This is a genomic window from Paenibacillus ferrarius (assembly GCF_002027705.1).
GTDB classification, from domain to species: Bacteria; Bacillota; Bacilli; order Paenibacillales; family NBRC-103111; genus Paenibacillus_E; species Paenibacillus_E ferrarius.
In genome coordinates this window covers 97,968-120,545 of sequence record NZ_MBTG01000007.1, presented here as the reverse complement: position 1 = coordinate 120,545, position 22,578 = coordinate 97,968, and the positions used below count along the sequence as shown (strand labels likewise).

Below are 22,578 nucleotides of genomic sequence, written 5' to 3'. Positions count from 1 at the left end.
TGTGTGTTATCCACTGCTCCAGCGAAGAAGGAGCGATGGTTTCCGCTGCTTAAGCTAGTCGTTGCCTGCCAAAACACAAAAGCATGCACAGGCTGTGGGTAACATGTTGATAAAATCGGCTGTTTTGTGGGTAAATCACAATTTCATTGTGGATAATGTGTGGATAAATGTGGATAACTTCTTGAATCTCGATCCACAAGCGGCTTTCTTGGCTAATAAATATCCACAACGAAAGAGTAAGCGATTTTCAGCTTAGCTTCCGAACTTCTGAGTCGCCAATGGCTAGGTGATGTCCTCTTCCTCAAGACACCAAATCCTGAAAATGATAATGGTCAATCTTCATGTCGAGCCATCTGCGACGAAGCGACGCTTCTCTGCCGAAATAATGCAGCTCCTGATTCGCAGTTAGAACGACAGCTTCGCAGACAGACGTGCGCTTGGCCATTAGCGCAAAGCCCTCTGTCATACCCAACTTGCACAGCAGTCTTGCCCAAACCTGACACTCAATCAGGTCCTGACCGACAACCGTGCATTGCACAACATCACTGCTGGAGTATGCGTCAGCAGACTCTTCAAAGATATTGTAAGTGGAAAGCGAGCCTTCCGGCATAGCGATGGCGCCTAGCTTGGCGTTAGTTTGCCAAGGATTTTGAATCCCTATGATCCATGGGTCGAGCTCCTGTGTATCCCTACCCCACACGGTCATATCTCCGCCGGCAAGAATAAGGCCTTGCTGGAGGGCCAGATTTTTGCGGATATATTCGGCTAGCCGTTTAATGGACCAGCTTTTTTCGATGCCTCGTAAATCTATATTAGTATGCGTGGGAAGCTTAATTGATTTCAAAGCGGGATCAACTTTCCATTCCAAACCAACCGAAGCCTCAGCGAAGGCTGCCTGCCCCCCGTTAGGCAGGAGAGGACTGTAATAGCCATCCGTAACAGCCTGATACAATTCAGCTAGAAAAAGCACTTCAAGCATGGTATTCGAGACCATGCAGTTCTCGCCGGCTAATGTATTCAGCAGACTGATTTCACTATCGGCAAGTAGACGACTGAAACGTTTATCTGCCTTTTGAAACCAATCAATAGCCAGCTTCTTGATATGGGCGCGGTCCTTCTCCTCACAGCTGAGCAACAGCTCGACATCCGATTCGATAGCTTGGAATTGAAAGGAATAAAAGGATGATGTAATAGGCTCCATAAGGTTCCCTCTTTTCTTCGTGTCCTTACATTAATGAACTTAATTATAAAGAGGTTAACTGAGATTCAATTGATAGTTAGCTGAAAGAATACTGAAAGATCAAGTCGATGCAAGGATGCATTCAGCAACCTTTCAGCCACCGCTCAGGTTGTTTTTAGGCAGGATATGGGATACTGAGTATAGAACACTACTAGGCAGGAAATATAATCGGGAGGATACACCCCATGCGCCAATTAAAAGGAATCAAAATACTTCTCGTTGATGACGAGCCTCATATTTTAGAATTTTTGGAATTAGGACTGACGAACGAAGGCTTCGAGGTCATGACTGCGACGGATGGGCTTTCGGCCATTACGACTTGCAATAAATTTCAGCCGCATATCGCTATTTTGGATGTGATGATGCCGGGGATGGACGGGTTCGAGGTTTGCCGGATGATCAAAAAGACAGAAAATGTCGCCGTTATTATGTTGACCGCCAAGGATGAAGTTGAAGATCGCGTGAAGGGACTTACCTTGGGAGCGGACGATTATATGGTGAAGCCGTTCAGTTTTGAGGAGCTGCTTGCCCGAATCTATGCGCGGATCCGCAATCATTTTCCCAACTTATTCGGCGAAGTTGTCATTGGACCGCTTCGGATGGATGATCGCCGCAAAGAGATCAGTCTGCATGACAAGGTGCTGGAACTGTCGCCAACCGAGTATGAACTGCTTAAATTCATGGCGATTAACCACGGGCTGGTGCTCAGCAAATCGATGATTCTCGACAAAGTGTGGGGTTATGATTTCGGAGGCGAGGAGAACATCGTCGAAGTGTACATCCGTTCTTTGCGCGACAAGCTGGGAGATAAGGAACATAAGCTGATCCGCACGATTCGCGGCGCCGGCTACCGGATGGATTTGACATGAAGAAGCGGGGCTGGTTTGCCGATCTCTTCGTAATGGGCTCCCTGAAATTTCAGCTATTATCGAGATCATTATTAGTCATGTCTGCCCTGCTTTTGCTTATCGGTATTTTCCAATATGTCGTCATGCAGCAGTTCATGTATCAAAATAAAGCGGAGACCATTCGCAATCAGCTGGCGGCGCTTCCGCCCAATATGTGGCGTGCGGCAGTGGGAGAGTTCTCAGGCTCATTTGCGAATCCGTCTTTCCCCAAACAAGAGCCAGACCGCAATAATCGTTCTGATAATGGGGGGGACCCACAACGCATTTTCGTTTCCGATTTATCCCTTGCTGTGATTGATGCGAGCGGGAATTATAAGCTGATGCCCTCCCAAAATGAGCAGCACACACCTCAGCTGTCCCAAGCGGAGTACTTGGCGCTTATGGATAAGCGAATGAAACTGCCATATCAAATAATAAACGAGCAGTTGGTCGTCTTTCATCAAATTGGCGAACCGGAGCGTTCACGTGGTAATGCTGGCATTCAAGGGCTTATTCAAGCCAGCACGAGCACGGCCCCTTTGAAAGATGTGCTCCTCCAGCAGCTGGTTACCTTTATATTTCTCTCCTTGCTGGCTCTTATCTTCGGTTTGCTAGGTTTCCTCCCTGTACTGCGCCGTACGTTGGTGCCGCTATCGAATATGGTGGGCACCGTGAAGCAGATAGACGCAGGGAACCTCAATGAACGGTTTCCAGCACATCAAGGACAAGTGGAAATTGATCAATTGGCTGTTTCCTTCAACAGCATGCTGGAACGTTTGGAATTTTCATTTGAGGCGGAAAAGGAAGCCAAGGAGCAGATGCGCCGTTTTGCCGCGGATGCTTCGCATGAGCTTCGCACACCGCTGACTTCCATCCACGGGTTTCTGGAAGTGCTGCTCCGCGGAGCGTATCAACAGCCGGAACAGCTGCTGAAAGCACTCAAAAGCATGCACGGTGAGTCCGTGCGAATTAATAAACTAGTCGAGGATCTGCTGATGCTCGCTCGGTTGGATCGTACACCGTCTTTTCACAAAACGGAAGGTGTTCTCGATGACATGCTGCATGACATGGAACACCAGCTTCGTTTGCTGGCAGGAGACAGAACCGTTACATTCACCTTGGAGCCTAACACGCATTGTCTGTTTGATCCCGATAAAATCAAGCAAGTTGTGCTCAACTTGTTTCACAACGCGGTTCAGCACACACACCCGGAAACCGGTAATCTGAGGCTGTCATTGGCCAAAACGAGTGCGGGTGTCGAAATCGCGATTCACGACAATGGCCCGGGGATCGCGGCCGAGCATCTCCCGCACCTGTTCGATCGGTTCTACCGCATCGATTCCTCGCGGGCTAGACGCAGCGGCGGCGCCGGACTGGGCTTGTCGATCACGCGTTCCATCGTCGAGCTTCACGGCGGATCGATTGGAGTTGAAAGTGAATTGGGGGTAGGCAGCACATTTAAGGTGCTTCTGCCTGATGGTAAATGAAAATGAGTCATACCCGCGGAGTGATGGGTATGGCTTTTTTTGATGGATTGGTATGAGCGGCGTCTTGAACAAAGCCGCCGCAAAGGGTCAAAGCAGCAAACCATCGCCGAGATCCGAAAGGACCGTCTCAGGGTAAGAATGGTGGAAGTCTCCGCAGGTGTAAGGTGAGAGCGCCACAATGGAGATGTAGTCCAAGTAGCGAATTATCGCTGAGAAGCCCAGAGGGCAGTCTCAGCGTAAGAATGGTGGAGTCTCCGCAAGTGTAAGGTGAGAGCGCCACAAAGGGAGAGGTAGTCAAAGTAGTAAAACCTGGCTGAGGAGCCCAAAGGGCTGTCTCAGGGTAAGAATGGTGGAAGTCTCCGCAAGTGTAAGGTGAGAGCGCCCCAAAGGGAGATGTAGTCCAAGTAGCAAAACCTTGCTGAGAGGCCGAAAGGGCCGTCTCAGCGTAAGAATGGTGGAGTCTCCGCAAGTGTAAGGTGAGAGCGCCCCAAAGGGAGATGNTGAGAGCGCCACAATGGAGATGTAGTCCAAGTAGCGAATTATCGCTGAGAAGCCCAGAGGGCAGTCTCAGCGTAAGAATGGTGGAGTCTCCGCAAGTGTAAGGTGAGAGCGCCACAAAGGGAGAGGTAGTCAAAGTAGTAAAACCTGGCTGAGGAGCCCAAAGGGCTGTCTCAGGGTAAGAATGGTGGAAGTCTCCGCAAGTGTAAGGTGAGAGCGCCCCAAAGGGAGATGTAGTCCAAGTAGCGAATTATCGCTGAGAAGCCCAGAGGGCAGTCTCAGCGTAAGAATGGTGGAGTCTCCGCAAGTGTAAGGTGAGAGCGCCACAAAGGGAGAGGTAGTCAAAGTAGTAAAACCTGGCTGAGGAGCCCAAAGGGCTGTCTCAGGGTAAGAATGGTGGAAGTCTCCGCAAGTGTAAGGTGAGAGCGCCCCAAAGGGAGATGTAGTCCAAGTAGCAAAACCTTGCTGAGGAGCCCAAAGGGCCGTCTCAGGGTAAGAATGGTGGAAGTCTCCACAGGTGTAGGGTGAGAGCGCCCCAAAGGGAGATGTAGTCAAAGTAGCAAACCTTGCTGAGAGGCCAAAAGGACCGTCTCAGAGTAAGAATGGTGGAAGTCTCCGCAAGTGTAAGGTGAGAGCGCCCCAAAGGGAGATGTAGTCCAAGTAGCGAATTATCGCTGAGAAGCCCAGAGGGCAGTCTCAGCGTAAGAATGGTGGAGTCTCCGCAAGTGTAAGGAGAGAGCGCCCCAAAGGGAGATGTAGTCAAAGTAGCAAAACCTTGCTGAGAGGCCTAAAGGACCGTCTCAGGGTAAGAATGGTGGAAGTCTCCGCAGGTGTAAGGAGAGAGCGCCCTAAAGGGAGATGTAGTCCAAGTAGCAAAACCTCGCTGAGAGGCCGAAAGGGCCGTCTCAGGGTATGAAAGGGTGGAAATCTCCGCAAGTGTAAGGTAAGAGCGCCACAATGGAGATGTAGTCCAAGTAGCAAAACCTTGCTGAGAGGCCCAAAGGGCTGTCTCAGCATTAAATTGTCCGCTTCCCGAATGGGAGTATGCAGTCAAAGTCCCCAAAAACCACGAAACGGAACTATGGTCCGCTATTTCGAGAAATTAGCCTCAAAAGCAGCTCAAAGGGAACGTCGTTCCCTTATTTGCCCAATTTCACACCAAATTGTGGTCTAAACGAGCAATTAGCGGACCACAGTTCCCTTTGAGCATGAAAAGAAGCAGTTTACCTTAAAATAGCGTACCATAGTTCCGCTTCCTCCTAGCTAGCGCCGGATTATTCTCACATTTGCTCACACAAAGCTCACCGGTTTCTATTTGACCGTGACCATCCATTACAATCTTCCGACGACATCGTCCAGTCACCATCGTCCAGTCGTGCCCACCGCTCCGCCGTTCATCCATCATCCATGTCTTGATCCCTTCGCGATTCACCTATCATCCCTCGCCGCTCATCCCTCGCCCTTCATCCCTCCGTCCTTCGCACTCCGTCCTTCGCACTCCGTCCTTCGCACTCCGTCCTTCACCTTTCGTCCACCCTCCATCATCCACCCACGCCCCACCAGTCCTACCATTTTCAGCCAACCCTCAGAAACCTCTCAACGAACCTTCAGTTTATACTCAGATGGGTTTCAGGTAAGGGGGCTATACTTGGTTTTGTAAGGAAGAAACAAACAAAATAAAAAAGGAAAAGGTGGAAACAAATTATGAAAAACATCGGCAGAAAAATTCTTACAGGTTCATTGGTAGCTTCTTTTGTACTCGGAGTTGGTTTTGTTGGCGCCCTACATAATCAGGCATTTGCAGATACGGTAACAGGTACGACGAAGAGCGCGACGACGCAAAAAGCAGGCCAAGGCAAGGGACGTGGAGATTTTGGGAACCGCGGCGGCTTCCATGGAAACAATGTTGTGAAAGAAACGGCGACGATCCTTGGTGTTGAGGAAAGTGCAGTTCAAGAAGCGTTGAAAGCAGACAAAACCTTAGCTGCCTTTTCAGAGGAAAAAGGACTGGCGCAAGCTGATTATCTAGCCAAGCTAGTCGCAGCAGAAACGGCTTCGATTACAGCTGAGGTAACCGCAGGTAAATTGACACAAGAGCAAGCGGATAAAATCATCAGTGGTCTTTCTGATCAATTGACCAAGCAAATCGAAGGCAAGGGCTTCGGAGGCGGCTTCCCAGGCGGAGATCGCGGCGGCAAAGGTCACGGCAGCAATTTGATCGAGCAAACGGCAACGATCCTTGGCGTGGAACAAAGCGTGGTGCAGGATGCGGTGAAATCCGGTAAAACTCTGGCAGCTTTTGCAGTGGAGAAAGGGATTACTGAAGCGGACTATGTAGCTAAGCTGGCAGCAGCAGAGACGACTTCCATCAACGCTGAGGTGACGGCTGGCAAACTGACGCAAGATCAGGCTGACAAAATGTTGTCAGGCCTATCCGAACGCATCACCAAACAAGTGGAAAGCACTCGTCCTGAGGGCGGTCCTGAAGGAAGAGGCGGCGGTCACGGAGGCCCAGGCGGGCAATTCGGAAACCCTGAACTGTTGACGACAATTCTCGGTGTTACACAGGATGAGCTGAGAACAGAGCTGGAAGCGGGCAAATCCATTGTGGATATCGCGACAGCCAAAGGGATCAGTGAAGATGATTTGATCAGCAAAATCAAAGATGGCATGACAGACAGCATCAAGAAGCAAGTGGAGCAAAAAGGCACCGATCATAAACGTCCAGAGGGTAAATTCGGCAAAAATGCAGATGCTCCGTCTGCGACATCCTCTGCAGCATCCACAACAACGAACTAATTGAAACGTGCAACTCACGATCGTTATTAAATAAAGCGAAAGTCGGCTGGCGGATCCTCTACCTGAGGGGAAGTCGGTCGGCTTTTTTTATCATTGACAGCTATTAGGAGATGAACTATAGTAATAACAACCTAAAACCAAGTTTGTTTATCGGAATTATTAAAATTAAATGAATCTTCACCAAAGGGGGGCCTAACGTTGAACATCGAGAATATTGAAGCATTCATCTATGTGATCCACTATGGGAGCTTTAACAAGGCGGCCGAAGTGTTGTTCTTATCGCAGCCATCCGTTACTGCGCGCATACAATCACTTGAACGCGAGTTGGATTGCCGAATGTTCGATCGTATAGGAAAGCAGATTTCTTTGACGGATGACGGGAAAAAGTTTCTGCCCTATGCCCAGGAGCTTTTGCAAACCTTTCAGAAGAGCAAAATTCAACTAAAACAGAAAAGAACTTTGCCCAATGAGCTGCGCGTCGGCTGTACGGTCTCTGTTTCCAACTATGTCATTCCAACGATTATTCCGAAAATGAAGTACAAATATCCTGACGTCAACTACAAGCTCAGTACGGCTGTTTCCGAAGATATCGTGAATAAAGTGCTGAATCGCGAGCTGGATCTAGGCTTTGTGCGCAACATAAGTCACCCAAATCTGCTTTCGGCCAAAGCCTATGAAGACCCGATACGTCTATATGTCTATAAAGATCATCCGTTTATTGGGAATAAGACGGTTTCCATCGATGATATAGGTGAATATCCGCTCGTTTTTTTCGAGTGCGGTTCACTGGACTGGATGCGAATTCACCGATTATTTGCCAGTATGAGCCGGCCTCCGAACATTGAATTCCAGACGGATAATTTGGAGACGGCGAAGAAATTAGTGCTTCAAGGTGTAGGAATCGCGTTTCTGCCCAGCTTATGCGTAGCTCAGGAAGTAAAGGAAAATAAGCTGTTTCCTATCGAATTTCCGCAGACAGCAGGCATTTCCCTGCAGACGAATATGATCGCTCTGAATGGGGAGAACGCGATATTTTTCAACAGTGCATTGGATCTCTGCAAGGGGATTGCCCAGACGATTCGAGATCATATTTGACTTTTGAATATGCATATAGAAAAACTCTATTATCCAGTTCGTGAACTTGATGATAAATTAAAAGCATAGCTTCAATTCATACTTAACAGGTAGGAATTATTAACATTAAAATAAAAGAGATATGATATGGAGGGGTTCATCATGAAACGATTTACTACACTTGCAGTATCTACATTAACTTTAGCACTGGTGGTTGCGGGCTGCGGCTCCAAAAGCACGGCGGCGGACGCTTCCCCGAAAGCTGCTGCTGAAGGTACGAAAGCACCTGCGGCAAGCACGGCAGCGACGGCTGCGCCTGTGAAGGTGAAGAAAATCATCGTAGGCACAGGAACACAGTTTCCGAACGTAGCCTTTTTGGATAAAGACGGTAAACTCACTGGTTACGATATTGAATTAGTCAAAGAATTGGATAAACGTCTGCCGGAATACGAATTTGAGTTTAAAACGATGGATTTCGCTAACCTGCTGCTCAGCTTGGAAACGAATAAAGTCGACTTCGTCGCACATGAAATTGAGAAAAACAAGGAGAGAGAGCAGAAATATCTCTTCAATAACGAACCTTATGCCTATTGGAAAACCAAAGTCATCGTAGCCAAAGATAACACAACGGTTAAATCGATTGATGATTTGAAAGGGAAGAAGGCTTTAACTACGGCAACCAGTGCTGAAGCAACACTGCTGGAGAACTACAATAAAGCGCATGATAATGCGATCAAAATTGTTTATCAAAGCGGCGCAGCCAACGACTTAGTGAATCAGCTGACGTCGGGACGTGCGGATGGCTCGCTTGGCGCGGATTTCCTGCTTCCGTTAGTTGATCCTCAAAGTAAACTTAAGGCAATCGGTCCAATTATTGAAGAAGCCGAGGTTCGTTTCTTATTCCGCAAAAATGATAAAGACGGGCAAGAGCTGGCTGATAAAATCGACGCTGCACTGAAGGCTATCAAGGCTGATGGCACGCTTTCGAAGCTGAGTGTTCAATGGCTGGGCGGAGATTTTACGAAAAAAGAAGATACCAAATAAGCGATTATCCAACGTTTAAAGGAAGGGTGAGATCGCCGTCATGGCCAACCAATTCGAGATCACCTATGTATTCGAGTTTCTTCCCAAATTACTCTCCTATATCAACATAACTTTATTCATTGTTGTTTGCTCGATGCTGCTCGGGACTATCTTTGGATTTCTCATTGCATTGCCCCGGCTGTACAAAATACCTGGGGTTCAGCGTTTATCCCAGATCTACGTATCCTTCTTCCGCGGGACGCCCATTCTGATTCAGCTGTTTCTAATCTATTACGGGCTCCCCGAAATGTTAAAAGCGATCCACGTGGATGTCTCCAAAGCACCGGTGCTGACATTCGTCATCCTGACGTTCGCCCTTCACTCAGGAGCCTATATCTCCGAAGTGATCAGGGCAGCAGTCAAGGCTGTCGACAAGGGCCAGGTCGAGGGCGCTTACTCCGTCGGCATGACAGGCTACCAAGCTTTTACCCGGATTGTGATGCCGCAGGCGCTCGCTATTTCGCTTCCTAACTTTACGAATCTGCTGATCGCTAACTTGAAGGATACTTCATTGGCTTTCTCGCTTGGGGCTATGGAGCTAATGGGCAAAGCACAGACATTAGGGGCTGCTACGCAGCACTTTTTGGAAACTTACGTGTCCTTATCCATCATTTATTTTATTATCTGCTTTGGACTTGAGAAGCTGTTTATCTACATGGAGAAACGACTGCTCCAGCACGAGCAACCGCTGGTCAAAGAGGAGCGTCAGCCGCTTTCTCGCCGCTGGTTCAAGGGCGTCTGGTCCTCTCAGCCGGATAAAGGAGGCTTTCAAGCATGAAAATCGATCCCGGATTCATATGGACCGCCTTTGTTCAATTGCTTTCAGCCTTGCCTACAACATTGATTATTACGGTGGTTTCCGTCTTCTTTGGCTTCTTGATTGGAACCGCCGTAGCTTTAATCCGACTATATCGAGTGCCTTTTATTCATTACATTGCGACAGCTTATGTGACCTTTGTTCGCGGCACACCGATGCTTATGCATCTGCTGCTGATTTACTTCGGATTGCCGATGATTCTGGATTCGATATCCATCGCGATGGGCTGGAGCTTCCGCTCGGTTTCTATTCCGATGATTGGCTTCGCCTTCCTATCCTTCTCCATCACAGCAGGGGCTTACCTCTCGGAGGTTGTGAGATCAGGGATCGTGGCTATTAATCGGGGGCAAATGGAAGCCGCCTACTCCATCGGCATGACTACGCCGCAGGCGCTGCGGCGCGTTATTCTGCCACAAGCGCTGGCTGTCAGCTTGCCGAACCTGTCCAATACGTTGATCGGGATGCTGCATGGCTCTACGCTGGCTTTTACCGTATCCGTGGTCGAAATTAATGCCAAGGCGCAAATTGTCGCAACGACAAACTGGAAATTCTTCGAAGCTTATATCGCGGCTGCCGTCCTATTCTGGGGAGTTACGTTCCTCATCGAAAGGGCGACAGGTTTGCTGGAGAAACGAATCAATCTGTATAACCGGGGGGGCGTATCATGATTCAAATGGCCAATATCACCAAATCATTCGGAAAAAACGAGGTACTGAAAGGCATTAACCTGACTGTGAAAAAGGGCGAGGTCGTCTGTATTCTTGGCCCCAGTGGTTCGGGCAAAACGACCCTTCTGCGCTGCATGAATTACTTGGAGAAGCCGAATAACGGCGAAGTGACAATCGGGGATTTCACGGTGAATTGCAAGCGCCCCAGCAAGCAGGAGATTCATACACTTCGGCAAAAAACAGCGATGGTCTTTCAGCATTATAATCTCTTTAAGCATAAAACAGTGCTTGAAAATGTCATGGAAGGGCTTGTTATCGTACAGAAGCAGCCCAAAGACAAAGCGCGGGAAACCAGCGTGAAGGTGCTGGAGAAGGTTGGACTAGGCAATAAGCTGGATGCATATCCAAGTCAGCTGTCCGGCGGACAGCAGCAGCGGGTGGGCATTGCGCGTGCGTTGGCTTTGAATCCTGAGGTCATTTTATTCGATGAACCGACGTCGGCGCTCGATCCTGAGCTGGTTGGCGAGGTGCTTGATGTCATTCAGAAGATTGCCAAGGAAGGCATTACGATGATCGTCGTCACGCATGAGATGGGCTTCGCCCGCGAAGTATCCAATCACGTGGTGTTTATGGATGAAGGCGTGATCGTTGAGGAAGGCAAGCCGCAGGAGATTTTTGGCGCTGCCAAAGAAGAACGCACGAGACAATTTTTGAAACGAATTACGCCCGAGTGGAGCTATAACATATAAAACCATAGTAGAATGGAGCGAACGAGTATGGGGATTAAGCTTAGTATTTTGGACCAAAGTGTTGTTTTTCCGGGAGAAAACGCGACGGATGCTTTTAAACATACGATTGAGCTTGTACAGTTGGCAGAACAATTGGATTATCACCGTTTTTGGGTATCCGAGCATCATGATTCAGAGCAGGTTGCGGGCTCATCGCCCGAAGTATTGATCTCACATCTTTTGGCCAAAACAGAGCGCATTCGCATCGGCTCCGGCGGCATCATGCTGCAGCATTACAGCCCCTACAAGGTAGCTGAGAATTTCAATGTTTTGGCTTCTCTCGCACCGGGGCGGGTAGATCTTGGCGTAGGCCGCGCACCGGGCGGACTGCCCCGCTCAACCAAAGCGCTGCAGCAGGGGATAACGGAAGCAGCTTCGCTGGCGGACAAAGTAAGCGAGCTGCAGCAATTCGTGCATAATCAGCTGCATGACGACCATCCGCTCAAAGGCTTGCGCGTTTCGCCGATTCCAACAGTACCTGTGGATATCTATATCCTCGGGGCCAGTGTGGCAAGTGCGCAATCGGCAGCGGAAGCCGGTCTTCCCTATGTATTCGCGCAATTCATTAATGGCGATCATGCCATAGCTGAAGCGGCATTCGAGGCTTATCGAGAGCATTTTAATACGACAAAAGGTACACAGCCGAGGCTGCTGCTGGCGCTGTCCCTTATCGTAGCAGATACGGAAGAGGAGGCGATCGAGCTTGCGGGCGAGTACAAGAATGTCAAAATCCATTTGGAAAATGGCAAAACCTTAACCGTAGGCACGCTGGAGCAAGCAGAGGAATACGGCCGCCAGACACAAGCGAAGTTTACCGTAGAAGTGAAACAAGCGGAGATTACCAAAGGTACGAAAGAAACCGTTCGTAAGAAACTGCTGGAGATCCAGCTCAAATATGGTGTTGAAGAATTTATCGTCACTACATCCGTGAAGGATTTTGCCAAACGCCTGCGTTCATTCGAGCTGCTTAACGAGGCATTCTCGGAATCACTGGTCTAGGCTCGAAGGAGGCATTTTAATGAGCATATCAGCTTCGGAACAGACGTTGCCTGATTTTGAACAGAAATTAATCGAGGTTCGGCGTCATTTGCATCAGAACCCTGAATTGTCGCATGAGGAGGTCCAAACAACCGCGTCAATCCGCGCTTGGCTGGCGGAAGCCGGCATTCGCATTGCGGAGTTTCCTCTCCGAACTGGCGTTATTGCCGAAGTTGGCGGAAAGCAGGCTGGACCGATCATTGCGATCCGCGCGGATATAGATGCATTGCCTATTCAAGAAGAAACAGGACTTCCTTATGCTTCGCAGGTTGCAGGAAAAATGCACGCCTGCGGACATGATTTCCACACAGCGGCTGTCCTCGGCGCAGCGATTCTGCTGAAATCACGGGAAAGCGAGCTGCAGGGCACGGTTCGTTTTGTATTTCAACCTGCGGAGGAGAAGGCACAAGGTGCAGAGCAGGTTATCAAAAGCGGAGCGCTCGAAGGGGTGCGGGCGATTTATGGGATGCATAACAAACCCGATCTTCCCGTGGGAACGATAGGGATTAAATCAGGGCCATTAATGGCGGCTGCGGACGGTTTTGTGATTGAAGTCGAGGGACTTGGCACACATGCCGCTGTTCCTGAAGCAGGGATTGATCCCATTGTAACGGGGGCGCATATCGTAACGGCACTCCAGTCCATTATCAGCCGCAACATCAGCTCCCTTCAGAGCGCAGTAATCAGTGTAACGCGTATCCACAGCGGTACCGCTTGGAATGTGATTCCGGACAAAGCCATTCTCGATGGTACGCTGCGAACTTTTGAAGAGAGTGTAAGATCGCTCATTATCACGCGTTTTGAGCAGGTTGTGCATGGTGTAGCTGCTGCTTATGGGACGAAAGCGACTGTACGCTGGGTCAAAGGACCGCCCTCCGTGTTCAATGACAGCGAATTGGCGCAACTGGCTTCCGAGGCTGCCGTGGAGGCTGGCTTGAATGTCATAACACCCGTGCCTTCCCCGGCAGGCGAGGATTTCGCATTTTATCAAAAACAAATCCCTGGCGTGTTCGTATTCATGGGCACATCGGGTTCACAAGAATGGCACCATCCGGCTTTTGATCTGGACGAACGAGCTTTGCCGATTAGTGCTAACTATTTTGCCGTTTTAGCTGAAAAAGCATTAAAGGAGCTATCAACGGACATTCCACTGGAGGTATCGAAATGAGTCAACCTATCCCTGATTTAGGAGCCTATTTGTATACACACGACCAACTGCAGGAAGCTATTCAAGGGTTAAATGAAAGTCAGTTGACTTGGAAAGCTGCACCGGAGAAATGGAGTGTGACAGAGGTTCTCTCTCATTTGGCCGACCATAACATTGTGGTCTCCTTCCGTATTCGTGCAATTATTTCTGGCGCATCGGCTCAATTGCCGGCTTTTGACCAAGATCCATGGGTGAGTAGCGCCAAAGCGAATGAAGGCTCGGCTTCTGATATTTTAGCCGTTTTTCAGGCTTTGTTAGTTTATAACCATCTGTTGTTTAAGCGACTATCCGCCGAAGATTGGCAGAAAACGGGTGTTAATTTCAAAGGACAAACACTGGCGTTAACGGATGTTGTTCAATCTTTTGTAGCCCATGTTCAAGTTCATTTGGCTCAAATTGCACGGATTAAGAACGAATTGGAAGCACGGGTATAAGGAGGGTTTAGGTATGGCGGATGCACTAGAGGTTCAAATTCGGGATGCTGCTGAGGCTGATCGGGAGGCCATTCGGAGGGTTCTGGAAGAAGCATACGGGCAATATCAGTCCGTGCTGCCTCCGGATGGCTGGGAGCAATATAGGGAAAATATTGTCGCTTCGGTCGATAGCGATAAGCCTACCGCTCGCATTATTGCCTTATTGGATGGCGAAATCGTAGGAAGCTCGCTTTTATTTCTTTCTTCAGAAGCGGCCTATGGGCTGCCGGAGCTCGATATCCAATCGCCGATCATCCGTTTATTGGCGGTTTCACCAAAGGCCAGAGGGCGAGGCATCGCTACGGCACTAATTAAAGAAAACGTCAGACGTGCTATTGAGCTAGGAGCATCGACACTGCATTTGCATACCTCGGATATGATGGATTCTGCGGTGAAGCTCTACGAACGACTAGGCTTTGAACGCGCTTATGAGAAAGATATACGAAAAGGCGAGACACTCGTAAAAAGCTACCGGCTGCATTTGCAGACCACAGCTAATCTGTGAAAGGCGGAGATGACCATGGCTAAGCAAAAACAATTGAAATTGGGTGCCATCATTCATGGCGTAGGCGGTAATGTATCGGGCTGGAGACACCCAGAGGCGATTACGGATGCAAGTGTGAATTTTGGCTTTTATAAACAGCAGGCTCAGAAAGCAGAATCGGGTAAATTTGATCTCGTATTTATCGCGGATGGCTTGTATATTACGGAAAAATCGATTCCTCACTTCCTCAATCGTTTCGAACCGATTACCATCTTGTCTGCCTTGGCTTCGGTCACAACGCATATTGGACTTGTAGGTACGCTATCGACATCTTACAGTGAACCGTTCACCGTTGCTCGGCAATTCGCGTCTATTGATATGATTAGCGATGGCCGTTCCGGCTGGAATATTGTTACATCTCCACTGGAAGGCTCAGCGAAAAATTACAGCAAAGAGCAGCATCCTTCACACCCTGAACGCTATCGCATCGCGAATGAATATCTGGAAGTGACGCGCGGACTTTGGGATTCATGGGAGGATGATGCGTTCGTTCGCGATAAAGAGAGCGGCGTGTTTTTTGATCCTAGCAAGCTGCACACCTTGAATCACAAGGGGGAGTTTTTCTCCGTGCAGGGCCCGCTGAATATTGCTCGTTCCCGACAAGGACAGCCGGTTATTTTCCAAGCGGGAGCCTCCGAGGATGGCCGGGCATTTGCCGCCAAAGTAGCTGATGCGATTTTTGCCGGACATGAAAGTATCGAAGAGGCCAAAGCCTATTATGCGGATATCAAAAAGAGAGCCGCCGCCGAAGGCCGCAATCCGGACGAAGTCGTGATCCTGCCGGGAATCTCTCCAATTATCGGCCGTACGGAAGAGGAAGCGGAGCGCAAATATCAAGAAGTCGCTAACCTAGTTACGATCGACAAGGCGCTTGATTTCTTGGGCCGCTTCTTCGAACATCACGACTTCTCCCAGTATCCGCTCGATGAGCCGTTCCCGGAACTAGGTGATTTCGGCAGCAACAGCTTCCGCAGCGGCACCGACAAAATCAAGCAAAACGCCAAAGAGAAAAACCTAACGCTGCGCCAAGTCGCTCTGAATGTCGCAACGCCAAGAACCGAGTTCACAGGAACAGCTGAACAAGTGGCCGATCGCGTTCAAGCTTGGTTCGAAGAAAATGCCGCCGATGGCTTCATTATCGCAGCAGCCCTGCCCAAAGGCTTGGACGACTTCGTAGACCTCGTCGTACCAATCCTGCAGGAACGCGGCATCTACCGGACCGACTACGAATCCGACACGCTTCGCGGGAACTTGGGTGTCCCGATTCCAGCGAACCGGTACACGAAGGTTAACGTATAGGAGTACTTTTATTTAAAAAACTGCTAGACAGGCTGATTTTTAGCCTTGTCGAGCAGTTTTTTTGGTTTAGCGCTAAGGTGTGGGGAACGCTGGAGATGGTAAGATCCAAAAAACGACAATAAGGCTGAAGGATACTTCCTATCCCTCAATCTTATTTAACGCAATGCGATAAATTCACTTTGTACGTGAAGCCGAAACCGCTCTGGGGCCTGCGCATGTGGAGACGGAAGACGTCTAGTTGACGTCGTATCCTTTGGCGATGGAGGGCTCGATCCATCGCTTCCGGGAGTGCTCGCGGCGCATGATGACGACGCGGTCTTTGTAGACGTCCACCACGAGACTTTGGCTGATCGCCATCGTCTCGGGCTCGTTCTGGCTGCTCCATACCTCGCGGATGGAGGCGCTCGAAGCGGCAAGGAATTTCAGCTGCTTCACTTGCTGGGTCGTTTCCAGGTTCCAGTGGGTGTGACCACTGAAGAAGATGACATTCGGGTGCGCATCGAGCAGCGCCCGCAGCTCCTGGTGCTGGATGACGCCCAGCTCCCGATCCGTGCCATCCAGCGTCTGCGGCAGCGGCTGGTGCAAGAACACGAACACGGGCTTGCCGGCATCCGCCGCGCCCGCGTTCGTCAGCCGCCCGCGCAGCCAAGCGAGCTGCTCGGGAGAGAGGAACGCGTCCTCCGCATAGGAGGCGTTCACGTCCCGGTACGCTTCCCCGCTCAGGAAGAGGAAGCGGTAGCCCTCCACGATAAGCTCGTGATACGGCTTATCGTAGCCCCACATGCGGTCGAATAACGCGACCGCCTGCTTGCTGGACCAGGCTGGATTCATCTTCGATGTATCCATGCCACCAGCCGGCGTGCGCCACACGCCGTAGTAATCGTGGTTGCCCATGGTCGCATGCACAGGGGCATGGGGCTGGCTGCTGAGCAGCGCCTGCAAGCTGCGATAGTCGGCCTCACTCCCATTCGTGAGGTCCCCGTTCATCACGAGCAGCTTGCTGTTCGGGCGCAGCGCGTGATGATCCGCGAGCGCACGGCTGAGCAGCATTTGAGCCTCGGTATCTGAAGCGATGATGTGTGCATCGCTCAGCACGGAGAATGAAAACAGGGGAGCTGCCACCGGCTGCACATTATTCTGGAGCGTAAGCTGGCTCCTCTTGGTGTTCTTCATGAACTTCGCATGAATTCCCGCATGAAGCATGTCCTGAGTGTCTTGAGACGTTTTCACATTTTCCGTACTATTCACAGCCTGACTTGGAGCGAGCAGAAGCATCAGGCTTACGAAAGCGATACGCATTTTAGAAGAGATCATTTTGGATATACCTTTCCTGCAAATGAATGTTTTGGGCGATTGTACTAGTGGTATTCCCAGTTGCAAGGAGATTTATGTTGAACAGGCGGCCCAAATTGCACGAAGCGTATTGACATCTAAGTGAGTTGGTTGTATGGTTAATTACATGAGTAACTAACCGATGTGGTGGTGAGAAGAAATGGGAGTCATGATGGACGACAGCCGCCCGATTTTCGTGCAAATCGCGGAACGAATTGAAGATGACATTATTGAAGCAAGAATGCTGGAAGAGACGCAGGTACCTTCTACGAATCAGTTCGCATCATTTTATCAAATTAATCCGGCGACAGCCGCCAAAGGCGTAAACCTGTTGGTGGATCAAGGAATTTTGTACAAAAAACGCGGAATTGGCATGTTTGTAGCGGAAGGAGCGCGAGCGAAACTAATGGAAAAGCGAAAAGAGCTATTTTATGAGCAATACATCGTAACGATGGTGAAAGAGGCAGCGAAGCTTGGAATTACGGTGGAGCAATTAACGGAAATGGTGCGCAGAGGGGAGAAAGCGTAATGACCAACATTGTGGAAGTGACAGGACTGACCAAGTCCTATGGGAAAATAACAGCGGTTGATCATGTCAGCTTCACCATGGAACCGAATAAAATTTACGGTTTATTAGGTCGAAATGGTGCAGGAAAAACGACCATCATGCATATGATCTCAGTCCAGCAGTTTGCGACGAGCGGAGAGCTAAAGGTATTTGGCGAAGAGCCGTTTGAGAACAGCCGTGTGCTGAATCAGATTTGTTTCATTAAGGAAAGTCAGAAATATCCGGATACGTTCCGTGTCATTGATGTCATAGAAGTAGCCAAATCCCTTTATCCCAACTGGGATGATGACTATGCTCATGCTTTAGTTGAAGATTTCCGTCTGCCTTTGAAAAGAAAAATTAAAAAGCTGTCCAGAGGGATGCTCTCCTCGGTGGGGATCGTCGTGGGTCTGGCTAGCCGTGCGCCGCTGACCATTTTTGATGAGCCTTACCTAGGGCTTGATGCCGTAGCTAGAGTACTCTTCTATGATCGCTTGCTTGAGGACTACGCAGAGTACCCGAGAACCGTCATCCTCTCTACGCACCTGATTGATGAAGTGAGCCGGTTGCTGGAGCATGTCATGGTAATTGATCAAGGCAAGTTGATTCTCAATGAAGATGCAGATGCCCTTCGCGGCCGTGCTTGCACGGTTTCCGGCTTAGCAACAGCTGTAGATTCGTTCACTAGAGGCAGAGAGGTGCTGGAACGCACAGCGATTGGCGCAGCTGCATCAGCTACCTTGCTAGGTGCGCCGAATGAACGTGAGCGGAAGGAAGCTGAGGCTTTGGGGCTAACATTTACACCAGTATCGATGCAGCAGTTAATCATTCATTTGACACGTATACCAAGTGCTGGAAAGGGGACTGAAGGCGCATGAATCGAGCCGAGCAAGTCATTAAGCTTCATTTGAGAAATAAATTGACGTGGTTCTATGTTCCTTGGATCATTTTGGCAGCCAATTTCCTGATCAATATGATTATTGCTTCTTCGCTCAACCTAGGGGAGACCATGCATACAGGAGCGATTTCCTCCATTTTCGTTTACACATTCGTAATAGGTACGATCACGCTGAAGGAGACCTTCCCGTTTGCTGTGGGACTCAGCATTCGCAGAAAGGATTATTTCTTCGGAACTGTCTGGACCGCCCTCATTATTAATGGCTTGTCCGCTTTAATCCTTACCGTATTGTCGGTTATTGAAGGAGCAACGAATGGATGGGGAGTGCGTCTGAATCTGTTTAAAGTTGCGTTTCTTAGCGACGTTTCTGTGATCAGCACACTGGGTATTTATTTGATTCTTCTGCTCAATATGTACTTTCTGGGGTTTGCGATTTCAAGCATACACCGCAGGTTTGGCAGAACGGGATTATATATCTTTTTTACGACCCTGCTGCTCATTGGTACACTGGTGTCTTTATATTTGACTCACTTTAGCTTATGGGGAGATCTTATCCTGGGAGGAATAGCGCATCACTATTTGGAATTGTTCTGGTGGATGGTGCCAGTGACGGCAGTCTACTTGGCAGCGGCTTATGGTTTGCTGCGAAGAGCGTCTGTTTAGTTTAAATGCTAAAGCCTAAGGCCAAGTGCCTTGGGCTTTTTTAACTACACAATATTGTTGCTATTGTTATCAATTAAATCTGGGTCAATGGTATTTGTATTGCCGATCTGGGGATTAAATCCAAAATTATCACTAGGGGAAAATGAATTTGCCCCCCCCATAGTATTTGGCATTACTGGATAGCCTGATAATAGCGGTATCACCAATTTGGACATTCGAACTGGAGTTCACACTATTGATTTTGATACCTCCATAAACAACTCCAGGCATTTCTTCGACACCCCTTCCCGCTCTTTAGCCATTGTATGTATTGATCAGCCTAACTGCCACCATCCTCCTGATCAATGTTTCCCCGTTCAAATGTACAGGCGATTCCTATTCTCTATATGTCTTTACAAAAGGTGCTCCCAGCCATTTCTTATCGGAATGTTCACGGCCTTGGATGGCAATCCGATCTGCGAAGATGTCCACGACCAGGCTTTGGCTAGCCGCGCTGCCCTCGGGTTCATTATTTGCGTTCCATACTTCTCTGACAGAGGAACTGCCTACGGCAAGAAACGTCAGCTGTTTGATCTGCTCCGTTGTTTCAAGGTTCCAATGCGTATGACCCGTGAAGAAAACTACATTCGGATATTGGTTAAGTATAGCTCGGAGTTCCTCATGCTGAACAACGCCCAGCTCTTGATCGGAGCCTCCCAGCGTATGAACCAACGGTTGATGCAGAAATACGAAGATAGGCTTGTCCGCATCCGCTGTTGAGGCAAGTGCTAGTTTATCTTTGAACCAGGCGAGCTGTTCAGGTGATAGGTAAGCATCTTCTTTGACAGTGGCATCCACATCTCGATACGCCTCTCCGCTTAGGAACAGAAAATGATAATCCTCCATGACCAGTTCGTGGTAGGGCTTTTTGTAATTGAACATTTGCTCAAAAGAGTTGATGGCTTGTCCACTGGACCAATCCTTACTCAGCTTGCTCGTATCCAAATCCTCTTGCTTTGTTTCCCATAAGCCGTAGTATTCATGATTTCCCATAGTCGCATGGACGGGAGGAAGTTTGAATTCGTACATAATATTGAAAAGGCTTTTGTAATCGTTATTGATGCCGTTCGTAAGATCGCCATTTAGAACCATCAATTTACTGTCTGGTCGGATGTTCATGTGATCGGCTAGCGCCGTACGAAAGCGTTCCTGGGAATCCGTATCTTTGGCTCCAACATGGATATCACTCAACACGGAGAAGGAGAAAAGCGGCGCTGCAGTTGATGTCGCCTGTTTTGCTTGCTGGAATTGTGCAGTTAAGTTATGGAGGACTAAGCTTGCGACCCGTTGTGAGGCATTGTTAGTCAAGGGAAGTGGAGGCATGATTGATGCAGGTGCCGCGGCAGTCGCCATTTTGGCCGATGCTGTTGCTGCAGCCTCCCAGGCATGTGTAGGTAATAGAAGAACCAAAAGCGCAAATAACAAGATACGGACCACAAAGGGCCCCCTATTCGGTTTCTTCATTGAGTTCAAAGTAGATTTCATAATCGGCTTCATCAAGTAGTTCCTGCCTTTCACATCCGAAATTTGTCGATATCTAGTTTGTAATGTACTTAACCCGTATCTGTGTCGTATAAACATGAACTTTTCGGAGGTCGTAGAAGCGCCCCGACTAAGGTCTAGGAACAAATACCGCCTGCGGTCCGTTTTGGAAAGCTTCATTTTTACCTAGAATAAAGACATGAACAAGAGCACAACAAACAAACGAGAGGCGGTGACGAAACGATGAAAAGAAATACAGGCTTGGCCGCTCTGCTAATCGCATTCGGTGCCCTGATTCTGTTAAATAAACTAGGCTTTCACATGGGACCCTTTATCGGCTCAGTGATGGGATACGTGATTCCAATTGCAATGGTTGGCCTAGGTTATGTCGGGATTCAGAATGGCAGCAAAATTGGTTGGTTGATTGCAGGGATCGGCGGGATTATCCTGCTGGGCAAGTTGGCAGGTTGGATTATTATTCTCCTGGCCATCGGGTTGATTGGTTACGGAGTTTCGATGCTGACAAGAAGAACCGTTTAAGTTGCACGAACAAACAGAGATTGAAAAAGGTGGTATGAGAGATGAGCCTATTAAGGCGTATGAGAGACATTACCGTGGCATCACTGAATGAACATTTGGAACGGTCCGAAGATCCGGTTCGCTTGATTGACCAGTACTTAGCTGCACAACGTGAGCAGCTTCAACAGTCTGAGAGGCTGTACCAACAATGCGTCAGCCACGCAGCTTCACTCAGGCAGCAATATTTGACGGCGCTGGAGACCAAAGAGAAACGCGAGCATCAAGCGCTTCTGGCTCTGAAAGCCGGCGAAGAACATATGGCACGCATCGTGCTGCAAGAGAAATTGCAAGCCGAAGAGAAAAGCGAGCAATATCATGAACTCTATGAGCAGGCCAAGCAATCGATTCTCGATCTCGATGAGGAACTGCAGCAGCTCAAAGCCGATTACAAAGAAGTGGCAGATAAACGTAGTTATTACTTGGCCCGAATGGAATCCGCGCGTTTGCAGCAAAGGCTGCATGCCCGCAGCAGTGTGACGCAGGATGGCGCACCGCGGATGTTCGGACGCTTGGAAGAGCGCGTTTCCGATATGGAGCTACACGCTAGAACACTCCGTGATGTAAGACGCATGGGACGTGAAAGCTATTATAGCGGGGGCAACCCTGCTGTAGATGCTGAGCTGGAAGCTCTGAGAAACAAACTGCAACAGGAGGGAGCACAAAAATCATGAGCAAACTTTACCGCTCACGAAGAGACAAAAAAGTTACCGGTCTTTGCGGCGGACTTGCCGAGGCCATGAATGTAGATGCAACACTCTTGCGATTGTTAGTGGTTATTACAACCTTTTTCACCGGAGGAACAGTCATTTTCATCTACTTCATAGCTGCAATTGTAATTCCGAAAGAACCAGGCTATGATCAGCCGTTTGATCCTTACGCCAACTCGTACAGCCGCCAAAACTACAACCCTAGTGGAAGCTGGAATACGCACAAGCCGTATCCGCCTCATCAAGCGCCGCAGCAGCCTGCGAACTTCAATACCCCACCGTACAATGCAGGTGTACCGACGAACAACATCGATGAGATGATGAAAGACATTGAGAAAAAAGCACTGCAACGAGAAGTTGAAGAACTTAGAGCCAAAGTCGCTCGTTTTGAACAACAACCAATTGACATTAAAAAAGGAGACGTGTAAA

The 22,578-nt window shown here is 49.0% G+C and carries 24 protein-coding genes; 19 read left to right on the top strand and 5 right to left on the bottom strand.

The window, feature by feature from the left end; genetic code table 11:
- Positions 1-301: 301 nt before the first annotated feature.
- Positions 302-1,201 carry an FAD:protein FMN transferase gene (locus BC351_RS08930; RefSeq protein WP_079410892.1) on the bottom strand — a complete coding sequence of 300 codons (900 nt, stop codon included), beginning with the start codon at positions 1,199-1,201 and terminating at the stop codon, positions 302-304.
- 224 nt (positions 1,202-1,425) lie between these two features.
- Between BC351_RS08930 and BC351_RS08925 the strand changes: the two genes are divergently transcribed.
- Together BC351_RS08925 and BC351_RS08920 are read left to right on the top strand one after the other, a co-directional pair.
- Positions 1,426-2,109 carry a response regulator transcription factor gene (locus tag BC351_RS08925; protein WP_079410890.1) on the top strand — a complete coding sequence of 228 codons (684 nt, stop codon included), beginning with the start codon at positions 1,426-1,428 and terminating at the stop codon, positions 2,107-2,109.
- Complete coding sequence (locus tag BC351_RS08920) at positions 2,106-3,614, top strand: sensor histidine kinase (protein WP_079410888.1); 1,509 nt, start codon at positions 2,106-2,108, stop codon at positions 3,612-3,614. The genes BC351_RS08925 and BC351_RS08920 overlap by 4 nt, the downstream gene beginning before the upstream one ends.
- A gap of 1,726 nt (positions 3,615-5,340) precedes the next feature.
- Here the strand turns inward: BC351_RS08920 and BC351_RS41460 are convergent.
- Complete coding sequence (locus BC351_RS41460) at positions 5,341-5,544, bottom strand: hypothetical protein (RefSeq protein ID WP_144028320.1); 204 nt, start codon at positions 5,542-5,544, stop codon at positions 5,341-5,343.
- Positions 5,545-5,816: 272 nt separating this feature from the next.
- On the opposite strand from BC351_RS41460, the gene BC351_RS08915 reads away from it, so the two are divergent.
- From BC351_RS08915 to BC351_RS08865, 11 genes are all read left to right on the top strand, one after another.
- A complete protein-coding gene (locus BC351_RS08915; protein ID WP_079410886.1) occupies positions 5,817-6,911 on the top strand; it encodes a hypothetical protein in 1,095 nt (364 codons plus the stop codon).
- Positions 6,912-7,109: 198 nt separating this feature from the next.
- The gene (locus BC351_RS08910) at positions 7,110-8,006 is read left to right on the top strand and encodes a LysR family transcriptional regulator (protein WP_079410884.1); all 897 of its coding nucleotides are present in this window, start codon (positions 7,110-7,112) and stop codon (positions 8,004-8,006) included.
- 141 nt (positions 8,007-8,147) lie between these two features.
- Entirely contained in the window at positions 8,148-9,029 is an 882-nt protein-coding gene (locus tag BC351_RS08905; protein WP_079410882.1) for a transporter substrate-binding domain-containing protein, read from the top strand.
- A gap of 40 nt (positions 9,030-9,069) precedes the next feature.
- A complete protein-coding gene (locus BC351_RS08900) occupies positions 9,070-9,846 on the top strand; it encodes an amino acid ABC transporter permease (RefSeq protein WP_079410880.1) in 777 nt (258 codons plus the stop codon).
- Positions 9,843-10,553, top strand: a complete 711-nt coding sequence (locus BC351_RS08895; RefSeq protein ID WP_079410878.1) for an amino acid ABC transporter permease — start codon at positions 9,843-9,845, stop codon at positions 10,551-10,553. Before BC351_RS08900 ends, BC351_RS08895 begins: the two co-directional genes overlap by 4 nt.
- Positions 10,550-11,302: an amino acid ABC transporter ATP-binding protein gene (locus BC351_RS08890; protein WP_079410875.1), complete on the top strand. Its 753-nt coding sequence runs from the start codon at positions 10,550-10,552 to the stop codon at positions 11,300-11,302. The genes BC351_RS08895 and BC351_RS08890 overlap by 4 nt, the downstream gene beginning before the upstream one ends.
- A gap of 27 nt (positions 11,303-11,329) precedes the next feature.
- On the top strand, positions 11,330-12,340 hold the full coding sequence (locus BC351_RS08885; protein WP_079410872.1) for an LLM class flavin-dependent oxidoreductase: 1,011 nt from the start codon (positions 11,330-11,332) through the stop codon (positions 12,338-12,340).
- Between the two features lie 19 nt (positions 12,341-12,359).
- Positions 12,360-13,547, top strand: a complete 1,188-nt coding sequence (locus BC351_RS08880; protein WP_079410870.1) for a M20 peptidase aminoacylase family protein — start codon at positions 12,360-12,362, stop codon at positions 13,545-13,547.
- Entirely contained in the window at positions 13,544-14,020 is a 477-nt protein-coding gene (locus BC351_RS08875; RefSeq protein ID WP_079410868.1) for a DinB family protein, read from the top strand. The genes BC351_RS08880 and BC351_RS08875 overlap by 4 nt, the downstream gene beginning before the upstream one ends.
- A gap of 13 nt (positions 14,021-14,033) precedes the next feature.
- Positions 14,034-14,564: a GNAT family N-acetyltransferase gene (locus BC351_RS08870; RefSeq protein WP_079410866.1), complete on the top strand. Its 531-nt coding sequence runs from the start codon at positions 14,034-14,036 to the stop codon at positions 14,562-14,564.
- 15 nt (positions 14,565-14,579) lie between these two features.
- Complete coding sequence (locus BC351_RS08865; RefSeq protein ID WP_079410864.1) at positions 14,580-15,902, top strand: LLM class flavin-dependent oxidoreductase; 1,323 nt, start codon at positions 14,580-14,582, stop codon at positions 15,900-15,902.
- A gap of 234 nt (positions 15,903-16,136) precedes the next feature.
- On the opposite strand, the gene BC351_RS08860 is transcribed toward BC351_RS08865, so the two are convergent.
- Positions 16,137-17,216: a metallophosphoesterase family protein gene (locus BC351_RS08860; RefSeq protein WP_079410862.1), complete on the bottom strand. Its 1,080-nt coding sequence runs from the start codon at positions 17,214-17,216 to the stop codon at positions 16,137-16,139.
- A 178-nt stretch (positions 17,217-17,394) separates the two neighbouring features.
- Here BC351_RS08860 and BC351_RS08855 point away from each other — a divergent pair, with 178 nt between their 5' ends.
- From BC351_RS08855 to BC351_RS08845, 3 genes are read left to right on the top strand one after another with little or no spacing between them, the layout of a single operon-like run.
- Positions 17,395-17,763 (top strand): GntR family transcriptional regulator, encoded by a 369-nt coding sequence (locus BC351_RS08855; protein WP_079410860.1) that lies wholly within the window; start codon positions 17,395-17,397, stop codon positions 17,761-17,763.
- Entirely contained in the window at positions 17,763-18,659 is an 897-nt protein-coding gene (locus tag BC351_RS08850; RefSeq protein WP_079410859.1) for an ABC transporter ATP-binding protein, read from the top strand. Before BC351_RS08855 ends, BC351_RS08850 begins: the two co-directional genes overlap by 1 nt.
- On the top strand, positions 18,656-19,342 hold the full coding sequence (locus tag BC351_RS08845; RefSeq protein WP_079410857.1) for a hypothetical protein: 687 nt from the start codon (positions 18,656-18,658) through the stop codon (positions 19,340-19,342). Before BC351_RS08850 ends, BC351_RS08845 begins: the two co-directional genes overlap by 4 nt.
- A gap of 132 nt (positions 19,343-19,474) precedes the next feature.
- Here the strand turns inward: BC351_RS08845 and BC351_RS43280 are convergent, their stop codons facing one another.
- Complete coding sequence (locus BC351_RS43280) at positions 19,475-19,612, bottom strand: spore germination protein (RefSeq protein ID WP_244208932.1); 138 nt, start codon at positions 19,610-19,612, stop codon at positions 19,475-19,477.
- 105 nt (positions 19,613-19,717) lie between these two features.
- Positions 19,718-20,818 carry a metallophosphoesterase family protein gene (locus BC351_RS08835; protein ID WP_158082021.1) on the bottom strand — a complete coding sequence of 367 codons (1,101 nt, stop codon included), beginning with the start codon at positions 20,816-20,818 and terminating at the stop codon, positions 19,718-19,720.
- A 288-nt stretch (positions 20,819-21,106) separates the two neighbouring features.
- Between BC351_RS08835 and BC351_RS08830 the strand changes: the two genes are divergently transcribed.
- Genes BC351_RS08830 through BC351_RS08820 form a run of 3 tightly spaced genes read left to right on the top strand, consistent with a single transcriptional unit; the run spans position 21,107 to position 22,577 of the window.
- A complete protein-coding gene (locus BC351_RS08830; RefSeq protein ID WP_079410853.1) occupies positions 21,107-21,403 on the top strand; it encodes a LiaF transmembrane domain-containing protein in 297 nt (98 codons plus the stop codon).
- A 41-nt stretch (positions 21,404-21,444) separates the two neighbouring features.
- Positions 21,445-22,113 carry a PspA/IM30 family protein gene (locus BC351_RS08825; RefSeq protein WP_079410851.1) on the top strand — a complete coding sequence of 223 codons (669 nt, stop codon included), beginning with the start codon at positions 21,445-21,447 and terminating at the stop codon, positions 22,111-22,113.
- Entirely contained in the window at positions 22,110-22,577 is a 468-nt protein-coding gene (locus tag BC351_RS08820; protein ID WP_079410849.1) for a PspC domain-containing protein, read from the top strand. The genes BC351_RS08825 and BC351_RS08820 overlap by 4 nt, the downstream gene beginning before the upstream one ends.
- Position 22,578: the final 1 nt, after the last annotated feature.

Excerpts from the sequence above, each read along its gene's own strand:
- BC351_RS08900 (WP_079410880.1), top strand. The coding sequence starts at position 9,070 with ATGGCCAACCAATTCGAGATCACCTATGTATTCGAGTTTCTTCCCAAA.
- BC351_RS08885 (WP_079410872.1), top strand. The coding sequence starts at position 11,330 with ATGGGGATTAAGCTTAGTATTTTGGACCAAAGTGTTGTTTTTCCGGGA.
- BC351_RS08875 (WP_079410868.1), top strand. The coding sequence starts at position 13,544 with ATGAGTCAACCTATCCCTGATTTAGGAGCCTATTTGTATACACACGAC.
- BC351_RS08890 (WP_079410875.1), top strand. The coding sequence starts at position 10,550 with ATGATTCAAATGGCCAATATCACCAAATCATTCGGAAAAAACGAGGTA.
- BC351_RS08860 (WP_079410862.1), bottom strand. The coding sequence starts at position 17,216 with ATGATCTCTTCTAAAATGCGTATCGCTTTCGTAAGCCTGATGCTTCTG.
- BC351_RS08855 (WP_079410860.1), top strand. The coding sequence starts at position 17,395 with ATGGGAGTCATGATGGACGACAGCCGCCCGATTTTCGTGCAAATCGCG.
- BC351_RS08845 (WP_079410857.1), top strand. The coding sequence starts at position 18,656 with ATGAATCGAGCCGAGCAAGTCATTAAGCTTCATTTGAGAAATAAATTG.
- BC351_RS43280 (WP_244208932.1), bottom strand. The coding sequence starts at position 19,612 with ATGCCTGGAGTTGTTTATGGAGGTATCAAAATCAATAGTGTGAACTCC.
- BC351_RS08915 (WP_079410886.1), top strand. The coding sequence starts at position 5,817 with ATGAAAAACATCGGCAGAAAAATTCTTACAGGTTCATTGGTAGCTTCT.
- BC351_RS08905 (WP_079410882.1), top strand. The coding sequence starts at position 8,148 with ATGAAACGATTTACTACACTTGCAGTATCTACATTAACTTTAGCACTG.
- BC351_RS08830 (WP_079410853.1), top strand. The coding sequence starts at position 21,107 with ATGAAAAGAAATACAGGCTTGGCCGCTCTGCTAATCGCATTCGGTGCC.
- BC351_RS08870 (WP_079410866.1), top strand. The coding sequence starts at position 14,034 with ATGGCGGATGCACTAGAGGTTCAAATTCGGGATGCTGCTGAGGCTGAT.
- BC351_RS08850 (WP_079410859.1), top strand. The coding sequence starts at position 17,763 with ATGACCAACATTGTGGAAGTGACAGGACTGACCAAGTCCTATGGGAAA.
- BC351_RS08820 (WP_079410849.1), top strand. The coding sequence starts at position 22,110 with ATGAGCAAACTTTACCGCTCACGAAGAGACAAAAAAGTTACCGGTCTT.
- BC351_RS08925 (WP_079410890.1), top strand. The coding sequence starts at position 1,426 with ATGCGCCAATTAAAAGGAATCAAAATACTTCTCGTTGATGACGAGCCT.
- BC351_RS08880 (WP_079410870.1), top strand. The coding sequence starts at position 12,360 with ATGAGCATATCAGCTTCGGAACAGACGTTGCCTGATTTTGAACAGAAA.
- BC351_RS08865 (WP_079410864.1), top strand. The coding sequence starts at position 14,580 with ATGGCTAAGCAAAAACAATTGAAATTGGGTGCCATCATTCATGGCGTA.
- BC351_RS08920 (WP_079410888.1), top strand. The coding sequence starts at position 2,106 with ATGAAGAAGCGGGGCTGGTTTGCCGATCTCTTCGTAATGGGCTCCCTG.
- BC351_RS08825 (WP_079410851.1), top strand. The coding sequence starts at position 21,445 with ATGAGCCTATTAAGGCGTATGAGAGACATTACCGTGGCATCACTGAAT.
- BC351_RS08930 (WP_079410892.1), bottom strand. The coding sequence starts at position 1,201 with ATGGAGCCTATTACATCATCCTTTTATTCCTTTCAATTCCAAGCTATC.
- BC351_RS08895 (WP_079410878.1), top strand. The coding sequence starts at position 9,843 with ATGAAAATCGATCCCGGATTCATATGGACCGCCTTTGTTCAATTGCTT.